The 17,017-nt window shown below is 41.5% G+C and carries 16 protein-coding genes; 4 read left to right on the forward strand and 12 right to left on the reverse strand.

Annotated elements, in window-relative coordinates:
• Window positions 1-3: 3 nt before the first annotated feature.
• The 4 genes from tsaA to SJY38_RS06295 form a co-directional block, all read right to left on the reverse strand.
• The gene (tsaA, locus tag SJY38_RS06280; RefSeq protein WP_377109416.1) at window positions 4-708 is read right to left on the reverse strand and encodes a tRNA (N6-threonylcarbamoyladenosine(37)-N6)-methyltransferase TrmO; all 705 of its coding nucleotides are present in this window, start codon (window positions 706-708) and stop codon (window positions 4-6) included.
• 292 nt (window positions 709-1,000) lie between these two features.
• Window positions 1,001-1,570 (reverse strand): outer membrane beta-barrel protein, encoded by a 570-nt coding sequence (locus tag SJY38_RS06285; protein ID WP_024033565.1) that lies wholly within the window; start codon window positions 1,568-1,570, stop codon window positions 1,001-1,003.
• A gap of 240 nt (window positions 1,571-1,810) precedes the next feature.
• Complete coding sequence (locus SJY38_RS06290) at window positions 1,811-2,275, reverse strand: acyl-CoA thioesterase (protein ID WP_004586653.1); 465 nt, start codon at window positions 2,273-2,275, stop codon at window positions 1,811-1,813.
• Window positions 2,276-2,408: 133 nt separating this feature from the next.
• Window positions 2,409-4,055, reverse strand: a complete 1,647-nt coding sequence (locus SJY38_RS06295; RefSeq protein ID WP_377109417.1) for a 4Fe-4S dicluster domain-containing protein — start codon at window positions 4,053-4,055, stop codon at window positions 2,409-2,411.
• A gap of 206 nt (window positions 4,056-4,261) precedes the next feature.
• Here SJY38_RS06295 and SJY38_RS06300 point away from each other — a divergent pair, with 206 nt between their 5' ends.
• A complete protein-coding gene (locus SJY38_RS06300) occupies window positions 4,262-5,011 on the forward strand; it encodes an electron transfer flavoprotein subunit beta/FixA family protein (RefSeq protein WP_377109418.1) in 750 nt (249 codons plus the stop codon).
• Entirely contained in the window at window positions 5,012-5,938 is a 927-nt protein-coding gene (locus SJY38_RS06305; protein ID WP_121637523.1) for an electron transfer flavoprotein subunit alpha/FixB family protein, read from the forward strand.
• Between the two features lie 50 nt (window positions 5,939-5,988).
• Here SJY38_RS06305 and SJY38_RS06310 read toward each other — a convergent pair whose 3' ends face one another.
• Complete coding sequence (locus SJY38_RS06310; RefSeq protein WP_377109419.1) at window positions 5,989-6,921, reverse strand: PstS family phosphate ABC transporter substrate-binding protein; 933 nt, start codon at window positions 6,919-6,921, stop codon at window positions 5,989-5,991.
• A 150-nt stretch (window positions 6,922-7,071) separates the two neighbouring features.
• Complete coding sequence (gene asnS / locus SJY38_RS06315; protein WP_024033570.1) at window positions 7,072-8,469, reverse strand: asparagine--tRNA ligase; 1,398 nt, start codon at window positions 8,467-8,469, stop codon at window positions 7,072-7,074.
• Window positions 8,470-8,916: 447 nt separating this feature from the next.
• Here asnS and SJY38_RS06320 point away from each other — a divergent pair, with 447 nt between their 5' ends.
• Window positions 8,917-9,351 (forward strand): ATP-binding protein, encoded by a 435-nt coding sequence (locus tag SJY38_RS06320; protein WP_004586647.1) that lies wholly within the window; start codon window positions 8,917-8,919, stop codon window positions 9,349-9,351.
• An 18-nt stretch (window positions 9,352-9,369) separates the two neighbouring features.
• Here the strand turns inward: SJY38_RS06320 and SJY38_RS06325 are convergent, their stop codons facing one another.
• The 6 genes from SJY38_RS06325 to bioA all read right to left on the reverse strand — a co-directional run bounded on the left by SJY38_RS06325 (window position 9,370) and on the right by bioA (window position 15,873).
• Window positions 9,370-10,008: a Vat family streptogramin A O-acetyltransferase gene (locus SJY38_RS06325; protein WP_377109420.1), complete on the reverse strand. Its 639-nt coding sequence runs from the start codon at window positions 10,006-10,008 to the stop codon at window positions 9,370-9,372.
• Between the two features lie 18 nt (window positions 10,009-10,026).
• Entirely contained in the window at window positions 10,027-11,040 is a 1,014-nt protein-coding gene (locus SJY38_RS06330; protein WP_286936598.1) for an ABC transporter ATP-binding protein, read from the reverse strand.
• 14 nt (window positions 11,041-11,054) lie between these two features.
• Window positions 11,055-12,554, reverse strand: coding sequence for an iron ABC transporter permease (locus tag SJY38_RS06335; RefSeq protein ID WP_096739626.1), 1,500 nt, complete (start codon window positions 12,552-12,554; stop codon window positions 11,055-11,057).
• Window positions 12,555-13,595, reverse strand: a complete 1,041-nt coding sequence (locus SJY38_RS06340; protein WP_004586642.1) for an extracellular solute-binding protein — start codon at window positions 13,593-13,595, stop codon at window positions 12,555-12,557.
• Window positions 13,596-14,408: a hypothetical protein gene (locus tag SJY38_RS06345; protein ID WP_377109421.1), complete on the reverse strand. Its 813-nt coding sequence runs from the start codon at window positions 14,406-14,408 to the stop codon at window positions 13,596-13,598. It lies immediately after the preceding gene.
• 163 nt (window positions 14,409-14,571) lie between these two features.
• A complete protein-coding gene (gene bioA / locus SJY38_RS06350) occupies window positions 14,572-15,873 on the reverse strand; it encodes an adenosylmethionine--8-amino-7-oxononanoate transaminase (RefSeq protein ID WP_377109422.1) in 1,302 nt (433 codons plus the stop codon).
• A gap of 92 nt (window positions 15,874-15,965) precedes the next feature.
• Between bioA and bioB the strand changes: the two genes are divergently transcribed.
• Window positions 15,966-17,006 (forward strand): biotin synthase BioB, encoded by a 1,041-nt coding sequence (bioB, locus tag SJY38_RS06355; RefSeq protein WP_004586639.1) that lies wholly within the window; start codon window positions 15,966-15,968, stop codon window positions 17,004-17,006.
• Window positions 17,007-17,017 lie beyond the last annotated feature (11 nt).

The raw sequence follows: 17,017 nt of genomic DNA on the forward strand, positions 1-17,017 counted from the left end.
TTTTTAGTTATTTTCTATACTTGTTACTAAGTTATGCTCACCGTTAACCTGCCAGCGTATATTATAATTATACAGTGTCATACCATAACTTTGCTCGCCTTGTTTTTGTTTTTTATAGGCAGGGCGTGGGTCTTGTTTTAGTACATTAGCAATAAAATCTTCAAGCTCAGGGTAGTGTGTTTGCTTGGCAATAAAGTCAATTGCCTCGGGTGAAAACGCTACACTCATTTGTGTTTCTGGTCGGGTATCGGCAAAACCGGCACTGGCGTCATGCATTGCATCTGAATACGGTAAGTAAGGCTTTATATCCACAATAGGCGTGCCATCGAGTAAATCTATACCAGCAAGCAGTAAACTAAGTTGGCCGTTTTTATACTCAACACCTTCAAGTTTTACAGCGCTCATCCCAATGGCGTTGGGTCTAAATGTGGCACGCGTTGCAAAAACGCCTTTGCGCTCATTGCCGCCTAAACGTGGGGGGCGCACCATAGCTGAATACCCTTTACCGGCGGTTTCATGAAACCTAAATAACAGCCAAATATGGCTAAATTCTTCAATGCCTCGCACAAATTCTTCACGATTAAACTCAGCAGTAAAAATAAGTTTGGCTTTAGCTTGAGGCACTAAACGTGGCTGCCTAGGTATTGCAAACTTTTGTTTATAAGGGGATTGAATGTGGCCAACAGCCGAAATGCTATAATCGCTCATAATGCTCAGTTAACTAAAAAATAGGGCGCTATTCTACCTCTATTTAGTATTTATAGCAGTACAGTTAATGCGTTATATTTTAGACTGGCTGGTTTAATCGAGTATTGGACTAAGCGGTTTAAAATGTAGTAATTAGTGTTTATACCAATCTGCTTAATTAAGTGGAGTTATTTTGAGGCTGGAGCGACACGTTTAGCCCCGCAAAATGATTAGCTATTATTACGGATGGGTATTATTTATAAGCAACAAAAAGGTGAGCACATGGCTCACCCTTAAGTGTTTTAAATGCTAATTAAAACATGTATTGAATTGATACTGATGCAACATCCATTTCTGGGTCAATCTCATCATCTAGTTCGTAGCGTTCGTACTCTAAGCGCATTTGAACATTGCTAGAAAACGCGTATTGAATACCCGCGCCGTAAAACACGTCGCCGCCGTCTTGTGATGCTGAAATGCTACCAACAGGAAGCTCTTGCTCTACATCTGCATCCCATTCAAACCAACCACCTTTAGCATATACTGAAAAGCTTTCAGAAAGCGGAGCCGCTAAAATAGCTGCTAATGACACACCATCAACTTCTGCTTTGCTGTCGATGTCGCTCACTTCATCAAAGTTTTGATAAGCTAACTCAACGCTAAAGTGTTCGTTAAATTGTGTACCAATGTAACCTTTTAGCATTTGTGCATCGTCATCAAATTCAGTGTCGTTTTCGCTGTCTTCAAATTCAAATGAGTATTGGCCATAACCAACACCTGTATAAATGCGAGGAGAATCAAAATCCGTAATGTCAGCGTGTGCTGCAGAGTTAAAACCCAGTGTTGCTAAAGCAATTGCAGAAAGAGAAAGTGTTTTAATCATTGTATAGCTCCTTTAAAAAAATAATAAATGTTTGATTTAACTTATCAAACGACAATTAGTTATTTGCAGTGAGCATGCCAACAATAGGCTGTGGTTACAAAATAGCCGTAAAAACGACTTATACGGCATTTTTACGGCTATTTTGTATTTTTTATAAGCAGGGTGAACTTTTTTAGTTTTTTGTTTTCTAAGTAAAAGTTGTACCTTTTACACGGTCTATGTGAATTTTACATTGTACTTTTATACTTTATGAAGCAAATTTTCTGTCTCAATTGCAATTTGTTTCATTTTAATAGCGTAGTTTTCCAATTTAATATCTTCTTCTGTTTGTGCTTTAAAAGCAGGAACCTCTACCGGGTAACCTGTTTCGTCCATTGCTACAAAGCTAATAACACAGTGGTTTGTTTCTACCATGTTTTGAGTTTTAGGATCGCCACACCGTACCTGAATAAATATCTGCATACTTGTTGACCCTGTATGCGCAATTTTTGCTTCAACTTCGACAATTTGCCCAACCAAAATAGGGCGTCTAAATTTAACCCCAGCAACAGAAACGGTAACGCAATAATGGCCGCTCCAACCTGCAGCGCAGGCATAACCCGCTTGGTCAATCCATTTCATGACCACACCACCATGAACCTTCCCACCAAAATTTACATCGGTAGGCTCTGCTAAAAAACGAAATACAACATTTGACGACGGCATATTAAATACTCACTTTATGAAACTTACCTATGAGCATACCGTAAAAAAGGGGCCGAAGCCCCTGCAATTTAGGATAGGTTTATAATTTATATGTAAAAGATAGGTTTTTAATGCACCTTTGTGCATAAATTAGTTACATATTAGGGTAGTTTGGCCCGCCAGCACCTTCGGGTGTTACCCACGTAATGTTTTGGCTTGGGTCTTTTATGTCGCAGGTTTTACAGTGCACACAGTTTTGAGCATTGATCACAAACTGATCTTCACCTTCAATTTGTTGCACTTCGTATACCCCTGCAGGGCAATAGCGCTGTGCGGGCTCGTCAAACTTTACTAAATTAACCGCAATAGGAATGGCGGGATCTTTAAGCTTTAAATGGCAAGGCTGCGACTCTTCATGATTAGTATTAGATAAAAACACGCTAGAGAGCTTATCAAAGCTAAGTAGGCCATCAGGCTTAGGGTAGTCAATGTGAGGGCTGTTAGCTGCATCTTTTAGCGTATCGTAATCGGGCGTGTTGTCTTTAAAGGTAAAGGGCAGTGCTCCGCTGAAGATGTTTTGATCAAGGGTATTGTACGCACCCCCAGCAAACTTACCTAATGTATGCATAGCGGGGCCAAAATTACGCGATTGGTAAAGCTCTTTATAAGCCCAAGTATTTTCAAACGCGTTTTTATAATCGGCTAAATCAGTATTAGCTTGGCCATTTTGAAGCGCTTTAAAAATAACGTCTGCCGCCACCATGCCTGATTTCATTGCGGTATGGTTACCTTTAATTTTGGCAAAATTGAGTGTACCGGCATCGCAACCTATTAATAAGCCACCAGCAAAATGCATTTTAGGCAGCGAGTGAAGGCCGCCTTTTGCAATTGCACGGGCACCATAGGCAATGCGTTCACCCCCTTCAAGGGTTTGCTTAAAAACAGGGTGGTGTTTCATTCGCTGAAACTCATCAAACGGACTTAAATGCGGGTTAGAATAATTTAAATCAACAATTAACCCTACAACCACTTGATTGTTATCGCAGTGATACATAAAAGAGCCGCCATTGGTATCGCCACTTAGCGGCCAGCCCGTACCATGCACTACTTTACCTTGCTGGTGCTTACTGGCATCTATTTGCCAAATCTCTTTAAAGCCTAAGCCATAGTGCTGTGGTGACACATCTTTATCAAGCGCAAACTCGTTGATAAGCTGTTTACCTAAATGCCCGCGACACCCCTCAGCAAATACAGTGTATTTAGCGCGAAGTTCCATACCTGGCATATAACCATCTTTTTCATTGCCGTCTTTATCAACGCCCATATCGCCCGTAATAATGCCTTTAACAGTGTCTTGCTCAATAATTAAAGAGTGAGCGCTAAAGCCTGGGAATATTTCAACGCCTAAATTTTCAGCTTGCTCGGCAAGCCATCGGCACACATTGCCCATAGAAACTATGTAATTACCTTCATTATGAAATGTTTTAGGGGTCGCAAAGCGAGGGAGAGTAGTGGCTTTTTCGCTGTTATTAAACCAATAAATTTCATCCTGTGTCACTTGTGTAGTGACGGGAGCGCCTAGCTCTTGCCAGTTAGGCAAAAGCTCATCTAAGGCTTTGGTTTCAAATACCGCGCCTGAAAGAATATGCGCGCCTACCTCGGAGCCTTTTTCTACCACACAGATAGTTTGTTCTTGTTGTTTTTCTTGCGCTAGCTGTGCGAGCTTAATTGCACTGGCAAGGCCGGCTGGGCCCGCACCTACAATAACTACATCAAATTCCATGGTTTCACGTTCGACCATAATAACCTCTTAATCAATGACGGGCTTAGCTAAATTAGATAAGCAATGCAGCCTTTTTAATACTTGCACATTAAATGTTACAGGCTGTGAATACTTTAAGGTTATTTTAGGTTGACGTTTACGTCAACAGGAAGTAGTCTGAATTCATAAAATAAATAGGTTGACGTACACGTTAGCTTGTAGGTTTAAATATAGATGGAGTTCCTATGAAAGTTCTCGTTCCAATAAAAAGAGTGATCGATTACAACGTTAAAGCACGCGTAAAGGCTGATAATAGCGACGTTGACTTAGCAAATGTAAAAATGGCAATGAACCCATTTTGTGAAATTGCGATAGAAGAAGCCATTCGATTAAAAGAAGCGGGCACAGCAACAGAGGTTATAGCGGTAACAATTGGTGCAAAAGCAGCCCAAGAGCAGCTACGCACCGCACTTGCATTAGGTGCAGATAAAGCCATTCACATCGAAACCGATGAAAAACTAGAATCGCTGCACATTGCTAAATTATTAGCAAAATTAGTTGAGCAAGAAGCCCCAGAACTAGTTATTTTAGGCAAGCAATCTATTGACTCAGACAACAACCAAACAGGCCAAATGCTTGCGGCTTTAACTAAGCGCGGCCAAGGTACGTTTGCCTCTAAGGTGGATATCAACGGTAACACAGTGAATGTAACCCGTGAGGTAGATGGTGGCTTACAAACTGTTTCACTAAAATTGCCCGCTATTGTAACTACCGATTTACGCTTAAACGAGCCTCGCTATGCATCGCTGCCAAATATAATGAAAGCAAAGCGTAAACCACTTGATGTAATAGCAGCAGATTCGTTAGGTGTTGATTTAACACCCCGCGTACAGTTAATAAAAGTAGAAGAGCCGGCTAAGCGCAGTGGCGGTATTATTGTTGAAGATGTAGCCCAGCTGGTAGAGAAACTTAAAACAGAGGCAAAGGTGATTTAAATGAAAACACTTGTAATTGCAGAGCACGATAACGGTGCACTAAAACCAGAAACCTCAAAAACAATCAATGCGGCAAGTAAATTAGGCTTTGATATAGATGTACTTATTGCGGGTTTAAATGTAGGCGCAATGAGCGAACAGGTTGCCAGTATTGAAGGTGTTACAACTGTACTCACCGCCGATAATGCACTTTATCAGCATCAGTTAGCTGAAAATATGGCTGAGCTTGTTTTAACTATTGCCGATAATTATACACATATTGTTGCCAGTGCAACCACCACAGGTAAAAACTTTATGCCTCGCGTTGCAGCGCTTTTAGATGTAGCGCAAGTGTCAGAAATAATAGAAGTAATAGATAGTGATACATTTAAACGCCCCATTTACGCCGGTAATGCAATTGCCACGGTTAAATCGCTTGATAGTAAAAAAGTGATCACCGTACGAGCGAGTAGTTTTGACTTACAAAGCCAACAATCACCTGCCAGCATAAATGCATTAGATACGTTAAGTGATACTCAATTAAGTGACTTTGTAAGTGTTGAACAAACCGAGTCAGAGCGTCCTGAGCTAACTGCAGCAGAGGTAGTTATATCAGGTGGTCGTGGCATGCAAAATGGTGAAAACTTTGCTTTATTAAACGGTATTGCTGACAAGTTAGGCGCTGCAATTGGTGCGTCTCGTGCTGCCGTTGATGCAGGCTTTGTACCGAACGATATGCAAGTAGGACAAACGGGTAAAATCGTGGCGCCTAATCTGTATATTGCCGTGGGCATAAGTGGTGCTATTCAACATTTAGCAGGTATGAAAGACTCAAAAGTTATTGTAGCGATTAATAAAGACCCAGACGCACCTATATTTCAGGTGGCAGATTACGGTCTGGTTGCTGATTTATTTGAGGTATTACCGCAGCTTGAAAACGCGCTATAAACATATTCTGGTTGTAAAGCCGCGGTGAACTTAGGTTCCTGCGGCTTTTTTTATTCCACCTCAAGCATAGAATAATGATGCGCTGACAAAGTATCTAAAACACGCTTATCTTTTAATAAATTAAGCAACACCTCTGCTTGTTCTACAGAGCGGCTCGATTGGCTATTTACCAATAAAATTAGGGGGCGAACAAACGTATATTCACCATTTTTAATAGTTTCATCTGAAACGTTAACGCCATTGATACCAAGTAAATTTATTTTATTTATTTTTTTAGAGCCAAGCAGCTGCGATACTGCACCGTAAGAGTCAAAAGCAATGGCATTGGGCATGCGTTGTACTATGCCAAGGGCTTGGTTAAATTCGTCATACATCTGCACTTCCATTTTAGGAAATAACCCGTGGTTACCTGCCTGCTTTAGTTTAATTGTATTACCATTTGGAACCCGCATAAAAGATAGGTTTAAAAACTCTAATAAAATATCAAAGGTGCCATGGTTATAGGCCTTACTAAACAGGAGAATTTTATTATCTCTTTGTGTCTCTGGTTTATAATTTGGGTTAACTTCTTGCCACGTTTTATATTTGCCCGCATAAATGTCGCTGAGTTGCTCTACGCTTAGCGAATCAATGTTATTTTTTTTGTTAGTAAAAAATACCAGCGCATCTTGCGCAATAACAATTTGACGTACATGAGGGTATTGCTCTTGCTCTTCATTGGTTAAATAGCGCGAAGAAGTACCAATATCAATAATGTTTTGTGCTATGGCTTTAATGCCTTTAGTACTGCCCATGGAGCGGACTTGCATGGCCGTATTAGTTTGCTCTTCATAGTTGGGCTTTAATAAAAGCAACAGGTGCGAGACCGAAGAAGAACCGCCAATAAGTAAAGGCTTGTGATCGGGGGCGATATCAGAAACTGACGTTGCAATGTTAGAGGAAGAAAGCAGAACGGTGGCTGCTAAAATAAGGTTTTTTATCATGCTATTAGCCAAATAACGAATACGTTATAAAACTATAGTTCAAAATTTATAAATCTCTAATTTATAAACAGTATTTAACAAAGCCATAATTAAAAACAACAGGCATTAAAAAGCCAGCAAAAAAGCTGGCTTTTAAAATCAATTAATTGATTAGTACGTTGCGCTGCCTTTAGTACGAGGGAAGGCAATTACATCACGTACGTTGCCCATACCTGTAACATAAGCAACTAGGCGTTCAAAACCTAAACCAAAGCCAGAGTGTGGCACGCTACCGTATTTACGTAAATCGCGGTACCAGCTGTAATCTTCTTTGTTTAAGCCCATTTCATCTAAACGCGCATCAAGCACATCAAGGCGCTCTTCACGTTGTGAACCACCAATAATTTCACCAATGCCTGGTGCTACAACGTCCATAGCGGCAACGGTTTTACCGTCTTCGTTTTGGCGCATGTAAAACGCTTTAATATCGCGCGGGTAGTTTTTAATAACAACCGGTGCTTTAAAGTGCTCTTCAGCTAAGTAGCGCTCGTGCTCAGATTGTAAATCTACACCCCATTCAACGGCGTACTCAAACTTTTTACCACATGATTTAAGTATTTCTACGGCGTCAGTGTAATCAACTTGGGCGAAGTCTTTTTCTACAAACTCTTCTAAACGGCTAATCGCTGTTTTTTCGATACGTTGTGCAAAAAATTCCATATCGTCACGGCGCTCTTCAAGTACCGCTTTAAATACGTACTTAAGCATGTTTTCAGCAAGTTTTGCAATATCTTCTAAATCAGCAAATGCTACTTCAGGTTCAACCATCCAAAACTCAGCCAAGTGACGAGACGTGTTTGAGTTTTCTGCACGGAATGTTGGGCCAAAGGTGTAAATTTTTGACATAGCCGATGCGTATGTTTCACCATTTAACTGGCCAGATACCGTTAAAAAGGCTTCTTTACCAAAAAAGTCTTCGCTGTAATCAACGTCGCCTTTATCAGTGCGTGGCAAGTTTTGCATATCAAGTGTTGATACGCGGAACATTTCACCTGCGCCTTCACAGTCACTGGCTGTGATGATTGGGGTGCTGATCCAGTAAAAGCCTTGCTCGTGGTAAAAACGGTGAATAGCTTGTGCTAAACAGTTACGCACACGTGTTACTGCACCTATCATGTTTGTACGTGGGCGAAGGTGAGCGTGCTCACGTAAATACTCAATGCTGTGGCGCTTAGCGGCCATAGGGTATGAATCTGGGTTTTCTACCCAACCTAAAACTGTGACAGAATTAGCTTGAATTTCAAATGACTGACCTTTACCTGCAGATTGCACTAACACACCAGTAACCGACACAGAACAACCGGCTGTTAAGCTAGTAACTTCATCATAATTATTTAGTGAATTAGGAACTACCGCTTGAATAGGATCAAAACACGAACCGTCATGAACGGCTAAAAATGATATTCCTGCTTTTGAATCGCGGCGTGTACGGATCCAGCCTTTTACTGTTACTTGGCTGTCTACCGCAACATTGCCTTTTAATAGCTCTGAAATCGCTAAATGGCTCATCTTCACTCCAATGATATAAGTTGCCTAACTGTATAATATTAACTACTCAACGCAGCGGTTAAATTTAGTGCGTTGAACTTGAACCGTGTATCTTACCTAGTTAAATAAAATAAAAAAACTATTGTGAGCAACTCTTTAAAAGTTTTTATGCAAGTGGGTTACTTTTAAAGCGTTTTTTGCTTTAAATTACCACTATTGTTATTTGGTGCTCTGAAATTTAGTGATTTTGTGGCATTATTACTGCGTGTTGACTCTACGGATTGAAATTAGCCAACCTTAAGGCTATTCAATCACCGAGCAAAATTTGTAAGCTAGTGGGCGCGCTAACTGCTTCAGCGTTATTCTAATGGCTTACAATGATGAAATAATAAGTAACAATTAAGCCGGTAAATCAGCACATCATAATTTTAACTATTTAATATTTACCATTACCCAAAAATGGATGCTATGAAACAAGTTTTTATTTTAAGAGGGCTACCAGGAAGTGGTAAGTCTTACTATGCACAAACCCTAGCCGACGAGCTTGGTGGAGTAGATACAAGCCAGTATTTAATTTGTTCAACCGATGACTACTTTGTCAATGAACAGGGCGAGTATCACTTTGATAAATTTAAACTACCGCAATATCATAATTTAAATTTAGCGCGCTTTATAAATGCTTTAGCGCAAAATATTCCGCTTGTAATTGTTGATAACACCAATATAAAAAAATGGGAGTTTATTGCGTACTCTCAAGCAGCACATGCACTTGGTTATCAAGTTAAAGAAGTTATTGTTGGTGAAGTAAAAGACAAGTCTATGCAGCATTTATATGCTAAGCGCAATACGCATAACGTGCCTTTAAAAACCATTAGTAAAATGGCGTACATGTTTGAGTGGTAGGTGAGTGTTACTTATGGGTTATTTAAGCTTTATTAAAGCGCTTAAATCACATTGAGTAATGGCATCTAGATGAGCAGTGATTTTTTCATTGCTCCAATCCCACCAAGCTATATCTAATAACGTATTTATTGTGTTGCTATCAAACCTAGGCTTAATTACTTTTGCCGGATTACCACCTACCACGCTATAAGGGGGTACATCGCAGGTAACCACCGATTTACTTGCAATGATAGAGCCACTGCCAATATTTACCCCTGGCATTATGGTTGCGTCATAACCAATCCATACATCGTGACCGATAACCGTATTGCCTTTAAAGGGTAACTCGCCAGCCTGCGGGGCCGATTTTTCCCAGCCGTTGCCAAATATAAAAAATGGATAGGTAGAAAACCCCGTGGTTTGATGATTAGCGCCGTTCATTATAAAGGTCACGTTTTTAGCTATGGCGCAAAACTTTCCAATAATGAGACGATCTTTAATAAAATCGAAATGGTAAAGGACATTTTTTTCGAAGTTTTCAGGGCCGTCAGGATCGTCGTAATAGGTATAATCACCCACCACTATATTAGGCGAGGTAATAAAGTTTTTTAAAAAGCCAACCTGAGGAAAGCCCTCAACAGGGGCAAGGTTATTTGGATTAGGGCCCTGTTTAGACATAGCTACCTCATAGTTTAATTATTGTTTTTTATACACAGCCAGCGGGTGAGTAGTAACAATAGATACATGAACGCTGTCACCCGGATTAACCACAACCTCGTGGCTTACACGGCTAGTAACGAGCGTATTACAGCTTAATTTAACCGCACATAAACGGCTGCCACCTTCAAAGCGTACCCAAACAACTTCACCGTTAGGTTGATTTAAGTTTTGAATAAGCTGTACATCGTCAGGGCGAAGCAACACATCTACATCGCCACTGTCGCAGTCTATACCTTGCCCTGGTGCTACGCCAATGCTAGTGGTTGCTTGGCCATTTTCAAACTGCCCAGCAATAAAGCTTGCCTCACCTAAAAAGCGTGCTACAAAGCGGTTGTTTGGCATGCTAAAGCATTGTTCAGGGCTATCGAGTTGTTGTATTTCACCGTTTTGTAATACACCTACACGGTCACCTACCGAAAGCGCTTCTTCTTGGTCGTGAGTAACCCACACGGCAGGCACTCCCGCTTCTTTTAAGGCGTTTCTTATATCCCAGCGCAGCATATCTTTTAATGCGGCATCAAGGTTAGAAAGGGGTTCATCAAGTAATACAAAATCTGGCTGGTGAGCAAGTGTACGCGCAAGTGCTACGCGCTGTTTTTGACCGCCAGAGAGGGTGGCTGGCTTTTTTGCTCTAAAATCATTTAGACCAAGCAGTTTAATCCAATGATCGGCAATGGCGGTGTCTTTTAATCTAAAACAAATGTTTTGCTCAACCGTTAAATGTGGAAACAATGCAAAGTCTTGAAACACCATACCAACACTGCGTTTTTCAGGGGGCACATTACGTTTTGGTGTTGCGCGCCATTTGCCTACGTTTATTTCACCCTCGCTAATGGGGATAAGCCCTGCAAGTGCTTGCAATATTGTACTTTTACCGCAGCCCGTAGGGCCTACTAGCATGAGAATTTCATTTTCACCTAACGATATATTTAAATCGCTTACTACACGGTTACTGCCGTAATCTATAGACAACTGGCTTACAGATAGCATTTGTTTTTAAATCCTCAATGTTCGAGTTGGTTACGTTTTTCGCCAGACATCATAATAGCTAAGCCACAGGCAGAAATCACCACTAACAATAAACCGGGAATGGCAGCACGGCCAAAATAACCGGCTTCGTACACACGCCATAAATAGGTTGAAAGGGTTTCAAACCCGGTTGGGCCTAGCAATAGCGTTGCTTCAAGCTCGCGCATTGATTCTAAAAATACCAATGCAGCACCGGCAATAATACCACGCATTGTTAGCGGCAGGGTAATGCGAGTAAAGGCTTCACGCGGGCTTGCGCCTAATACGCGAGCAGACTTTATTAAGCTTTGATCTAAATGCTCTGTACTGGTGCGAATAGAGCCAACGGCAAGCGGTAAAAATCGTAGCATATAAGCAATAATCAGAAGCGCTAATGTTTGATATAAAAACGGAAGTTGCAAGCCGCCATATACCAGCGCGGTGCCCATCACAATGCCAGGAATACCAAAACCAAAATAGGTAACGCGCTCCATTATTCTGCCGGCTTTTCCGCTTAATGCGGCATGAGCAACAGGAATAGCTACAATAACCGCCACTATGGCAGCAATGGCTGAGGCATACGCTGAGTTCCACGCTATGCTAAAGTCAAAATTGCTGTAACCATCGCGTGCTAGCCAAACAAAAAATATCGCCAGCGGTAAACCAATAGCTAACAATAAAATAGGGCCAAACGCAGTAATCATTGCGGTTATTTGCCATTTAGTTGGAAATAAAACCAGTGGGCGACCGTGTCGTTCAGAGGCGGTTTTTATTTGGGATTCTATTAAAAGTAAAAAGCCAACAATAACCATTAATTGCAGCGACAACATTGCCGCGCGCCCTAATGCAAACGCATTGTATTCTACGTAAATTACCCGGGTAAAGGTATCTAGGCGCATCATTGCGGGTGTACCAAAGTCTGAAAGTGTATACAGCGCCACTAATAATGAGCCCGCTGCTATACCGTTAACTACACGGGGTAAAATTACTTTAAACACACTTTGTGTCATCGACATACCCAAGGTACGCGCTGCATTTACCATGCTGGCATCTAAACTGAGCAGTGACGAGCGTGTGGTCATCATTACAAAAGGGAAGGTATACAAGGTCATTACAATGGCTGCACCGCTTAACCCATACATGGGTGGGGTTTCAAAGCCAAGTAGGTTATTTATTTCACCACCTGGGCCAAACGCAGCGTACAAAGTAAATGCGCCAATATAACTTGGAATAGCCAAGGGCGCGGCAAAAATCACCAGCCATATTTTTTTAAAAGGCAAATGCACATAAGCACTTATAAAAGCCAGTGGTACCCCAATCAGAATTGAGCCAAATACGGTTAAGCCCATTAGCGATAACGTATTGCCCAGTATTTTTAAATTATGACTGTCAAAAAGGGTACTGGAGTCGCTAGCAAGGGTAATTAAAATATAAACAGGGGTAATCGTAATGAGCGCTGCAAGCAGCGCCATTGGGTAAGAAGCAGGTATTCGCATTTATAAAACGCCGTTGTTGCGCATCAAGTTGATGGTGGGGCGTAAATCCGCAAGTTGAGTTAAATCAACCTTTGGTGGAGATATGTCACTCAGCGATGGTAAGCCTGCCGGTTGAGTAATGCCATTAACAAGCGGTATTTCATACGCTTCTCGGGCTAAATAACCTTGTACTTCTTCGCTTAATAAGTAACGCATAAAGTTAGTAGCAAGTGGGTCATCGTTTAGCGTTAAAATACCCGAGGCATTGACTAAACAACCTGCATCTTGCTCGGTAAAGGCTAAGTCTAATTTAGCATCTGGTTTACCCGATTTAAGACGCAGCGTGTAGTAGTGATTAGCAAAACCAATATCTACTTCACCACGTTCTACCGCCATTACAACACCGAGTTCACCGGCGTATGTTTTAGCGCGCTTTTTAACTTTTTTAAGCCATTTAGCGGTTTTATCATCGCCTTCTAAAATACGCATAGCGGTAACAAACGATTGAAACGACGCATAAGCAGGCGCCCAGCCAATTGATAAATCGCTATCTGCAATGTCCATTATGCTTGTGGGAATTTGGTCTTTAGTTAGACGCGATGTGTTATACGGCAAGGTTCTGATCCGACCGGTAACCGGCGCCCATTGATCATATCTAAATTGCGGTTGTAACTGTGCAGATAAATCACTCGGTAGGGGCTTTGCAAGGCCTGCATCGGTAACTAGGCCAATAGCGCCTGAGTCAACCGCCCAAAATAAATCGGCGCGGCGTACACCTGCCTTTGCCTCTGCCACTATAGTATTGGCAAGTGCAGCAGTCGGACCGCGGCGAATAGCTAAGTTAAAGTCAGGATTTTTTTTCTGAATCGCTTGTAATACATTTTCATACAAACCACCTTCACCACGGCCTAGGTATAAGGTTAAATCACCTTTAAGCTTTGGTAAATTATCAACAGAAACTGGGTTTGCTATATCGGCAGCTAGTGCGCGAGAAAGGGGCAGTGGCAAAGCGCCAACAACCCCTAACGCAGCTAGGCCTTGTATAAAGGTCCTACGCTTCACTTAAAAAACATCCTTACGCGACTTCTCCGCTTTTTCTATTAGCGTTTTAGCGCGGTCTAATTTAGTGTGCATATCACTTACCACGTCACGTACTTCGTCAACGCTTTTAGCGCTTTTAATTGTTTGCGGTAGTGTTACGTTAAAATCTTTTTCCAGCACTTCTACTAGTTTTGCATCTTGTTCGATAAGCGTACCTTCTACGCCTTCAAAAAGGTGTAAATACGTATCGTGAACAATTTCAGTGGCTTCTTCGTTTAAGCGCTCTGCAAATTTAGCAACAACACGGTCAAGCTTGTGCTTGATTTCGTCAATGGTGGCACTTTGGGTCATGCCTTCTGTAGCAGTGGCTTTAATTGTATCAAGTAAGCCTTTTTGCTGGAATTTTGCCGCAAGCTTAACAGCACCAAGACCTTGCCACAAGGCTATGTTCATGGCTTTTTGCTGATTGCGCACTTCTTGGGCAGGCTTGTTGTTATCAATAGCCATTTTTACACCATAAATGCCTTGCCAAATTGAGGCATATACAGGCACAAAGTTAGTTTCAATGGCGCTGTGAAACTTAACCGACTCCCAATATTCAATTAAATCGTCGCTGTTTACAGCCTTTGCACCGCTTTTGCTGTAGTCAGTTACCATGGTGTCTACTTTACCAACCATCCATTCAACTTCTTCTGAATAGTCTTTAATGTTTTCTTGTAAATGGTTTACGTGCTCACCAATTGGGCCGTTAGCTAGCGCCGGTTGCGTTACAAAAGCAGAAGCTAACAATAAGCTTGCACCTAATGTTTTTACAGATTTAGAAAGGTGTTTCATAGTAAAGAGTCCGAAAAGGTAATTGTAAATGATAGACATTATCATATCCGTAATATTTACTAAAATCAATATAACAAATACGTCAATGCAAAGCTCAAAACCTGAGCAAAATTAATACCTAACAGGCAAATAATGACTATGCCTCTTAGGTATAATTTAACGCTTAGCAGTAATGCTTACCTGCAATTGCAGTGTAAATGGCATCACATAAGGTGTTTATACTGGCTGAGTCACTTATATACGGGGGCATTAGGTAAATAAGTTTACCAAAGGGTCTAATCCATACGCCTTGTTCTACAAAAAAGGCTTGAATTTTAGCAACATCTACATTGCCAGCAGCATTAGTTAGCTCTACAACACCTATTGCGCCTAAGGTACGCACATTGGCTACCGCATCTAATTCATTGCACTTTTTAAGCTGTTGTAGTTGAGTGTTTATATCGCTAATGCGTTGTTGCCAATCCTGCGCCAAAAGTAAATCTATACTGGCGCACGCAACCGCACAGGCAAGCGGGTTGCCCATAAATGTAGGTCCGTGCATCAAAACGCCGGCTTCGCCTTCACTAATGCCTGTGGCTATTTTATCACTGGTTAGTGTGGCCGAAAGAGTCATTGAGCCACCGGTAAGGGCTTTACCAATACATAAAATATCGGGCTCTATATTAGCGTGCTCTACAGCAAATAATTTACCCGTGCGGCCAAACCCTGTGGCTATTTCATCGCAAATTAGTAAAACATTATATTGTGTGCATAATTTACGAACGCAGGCTAAATACTCGGGGTTGTAAAAGTTCATGCCGCCGGCGTTTTGTACTATGGGCTCAATAATAAAGGCGGCTACCTCGTGATGGTGCGTTTTAAAGTATTGTTCAAGCGTTTGGGCTTCTGCTTGGTTAAACTCGCCATCAAATTTACTTACAGGGGCGGGTACAAACACATGCTCTGGTAAAAAACCTTTATACAAACTGTGCATTGAATTAACCGGATCGCACACGCTCATAGCGGCAAATGTATCACCATGATAACCCTTATACGGCGTCATTAATTTTTGCTTGTTTGTAAACCCTTGGCTTAACCAATATTGCAGCGCCATTTTAATCGCTACTTCTACACTTACCGAGCCGCTATCGGCTAAAAACACCTTAGTTAAACTTTTTGGGGTAATTGTAATAAGCCTTTTACACAGCTCTACCGCGCTATTATGGGTAATGCCGCCAAACATTACATGGCTCATACTATTAATTTGTTCAATCATGGCGTTATTTAATACCGGGTGATTATAGCCATGAATTGCGCTCCACCATGAGGCCATGCCATCAATGAGTTGCTCGCCGGTTTCTAGATAAATTAAATTATGATTTGCATGAGTAACAGGGTAAACCGGAATAGGCTGTGTCATTGATGTGTAAGGGTGCCAAATATGGTCACGATCAAAATCAAGGTCAATCGTTTGTTTTTTATTCATATGTAAACTTTAGCGTGGTGAGTTTCGTTGACAATGGTACTTCAAGACGTAGACTAATCCAACATCACCACTGAGAAAAATAAGAGACTACTATGGAACTTGCACCTGTTCGCCACGATTGGACCCACGCCCAAGTAAAGGCATTATTTGAAATGCCATTTAACGATTTATTATTTAAGGCGGCATCGGTTCATCGCGCTAACTTTAATCCTAACGAAGTACAAATATCTACTTTATTATCTATTAAAACAGGGGCTTGCCCAGAGGATTGTAAATACTGTCCGCAATCGGGGCATTATAAAACCGATTTAGAGCGCGAGCGCCTACTAGAAGTAGAAAAAGTGGTAGAGCAAGCACGCCTAGCTAAACAAAAAGGCGCAACCCGTTTTTGTATGGGCGCAGCATGGTCAGATCCAAAAGACAGAGACATGCCGTATATTTCTAAAATGGTAAAAGAAGTAAAAGAACTTGGCCTAGAAACCTGTATGACACTTGGTAAACTTACCAACGAAAAAGCACATGAGCTAAGTAGCGCAGGGCTTGATTACTACAATCATAACCTTGACACTTCGCCTGAATATTACGAGCAAATTATATCAACGCGCACCTTTGAAGATAGACTAAACACCATAGATCACGTACGCGATGCCGGCATGAAAGTATGCTCAGGCGGTATTGTCGGTATGGGCGAGCAAGCAAGCGACCGTTACGGTTTATTAATGCAGCTGGCAAATTTACCACAACAACCAGAAAGCGTACCTATTAATATGCTGGTAAAAGTAAAAGGCACACCGCTTGAAAACGTAGACGATTTAGATCATTTTGAATTTATACGCACTATAGCTACTGCCCGTATTATGATGCCACACAGCTATGTGCGTTTATCGGCAGGTCGCAGCGCCATGAACGAGCAAATGCAATCAATGTGCTTTTTTGCAGGCGCTAACTCAATATTTTATGGTGATAAGCTACTGACTACCGAAAACCCAGAGGCCGATGCCGACATGAAGCTAATTAAAAAATTAGGCATGAACCCAGAAAAACACCAAGACTACTCAGACGAAGCCGTTGCCGCATCACTGTCATCGCAAGTGGCCGATAAAGCAACGTCAGCCTTATTTTACGAAGCCTAAGCTTACCCTTT

The sequence above is a fragment of the Pseudoalteromonas sp. R86517 genome, assembly GCF_042466295.1.
Taxonomy (GTDB): Bacteria; Pseudomonadota; Gammaproteobacteria; order Enterobacterales; family Alteromonadaceae; genus Pseudoalteromonas; species Pseudoalteromonas atlantica.

What these genes read in the sequence shown, in the direction of transcription:
- tsaA (WP_377109416.1), bottom strand. Translation starts at nt 708, where the DNA reads ATGAGCGATTATAGCATTTCGGCTGTTGGCCACATTCAATCCCCTTAT.
- SJY38_RS06285 (WP_024033565.1), bottom strand. Translation starts at nt 1,570, where the DNA reads ATGATTAAAACACTTTCTCTTTCTGCAATTGCTTTAGCAACACTGGGT.
- SJY38_RS06290 (WP_004586653.1), bottom strand. Translation starts at nt 2,275, where the DNA reads ATGCCGTCGTCAAATGTTGTATTTCGTTTTTTAGCAGAGCCTACCGAT.
- SJY38_RS06295 (WP_377109417.1), bottom strand. Translation starts at nt 4,055, where the DNA reads ATGGTCGAACGTGAAACCATGGAATTTGATGTAGTTATTGTAGGTGCG.
- SJY38_RS06300 (WP_377109418.1), top strand. Translation starts at nt 4,262, where the DNA reads ATGAAAGTTCTCGTTCCAATAAAAAGAGTGATCGATTACAACGTTAAA.
- SJY38_RS06305 (WP_121637523.1), top strand. Translation starts at nt 5,012, where the DNA reads ATGAAAACACTTGTAATTGCAGAGCACGATAACGGTGCACTAAAACCA.
- SJY38_RS06310 (WP_377109419.1), bottom strand. Translation starts at nt 6,921, where the DNA reads ATGATAAAAAACCTTATTTTAGCAGCCACCGTTCTGCTTTCTTCCTCT.
- asnS (WP_024033570.1), bottom strand. Translation starts at nt 8,469, where the DNA reads ATGAGCCATTTAGCGATTTCAGAGCTATTAAAAGGCAATGTTGCGGTA.
- SJY38_RS06320 (WP_004586647.1), top strand. Translation starts at nt 8,917, where the DNA reads ATGAAACAAGTTTTTATTTTAAGAGGGCTACCAGGAAGTGGTAAGTCT.
- SJY38_RS06325 (WP_377109420.1), bottom strand. Translation starts at nt 10,008, where the DNA reads ATGTCTAAACAGGGCCCTAATCCAAATAACCTTGCCCCTGTTGAGGGC.
- SJY38_RS06330 (WP_286936598.1), bottom strand. Translation starts at nt 11,040, where the DNA reads ATGCTATCTGTAAGCCAGTTGTCTATAGATTACGGCAGTAACCGTGTA.
- SJY38_RS06335 (WP_096739626.1), bottom strand. Translation starts at nt 12,554, where the DNA reads ATGCGAATACCTGCTTCTTACCCAATGGCGCTGCTTGCAGCGCTCATT.
- SJY38_RS06345 (WP_377109421.1), bottom strand. Translation starts at nt 14,408, where the DNA reads ATGAAACACCTTTCTAAATCTGTAAAAACATTAGGTGCAAGCTTATTG.
- bioA (WP_377109422.1), bottom strand. Translation starts at nt 15,873, where the DNA reads ATGAATAAAAAACAAACGATTGACCTTGATTTTGATCGTGACCATATT.
- bioB (WP_004586639.1), top strand. Translation starts at nt 15,966, where the DNA reads ATGGAACTTGCACCTGTTCGCCACGATTGGACCCACGCCCAAGTAAAG.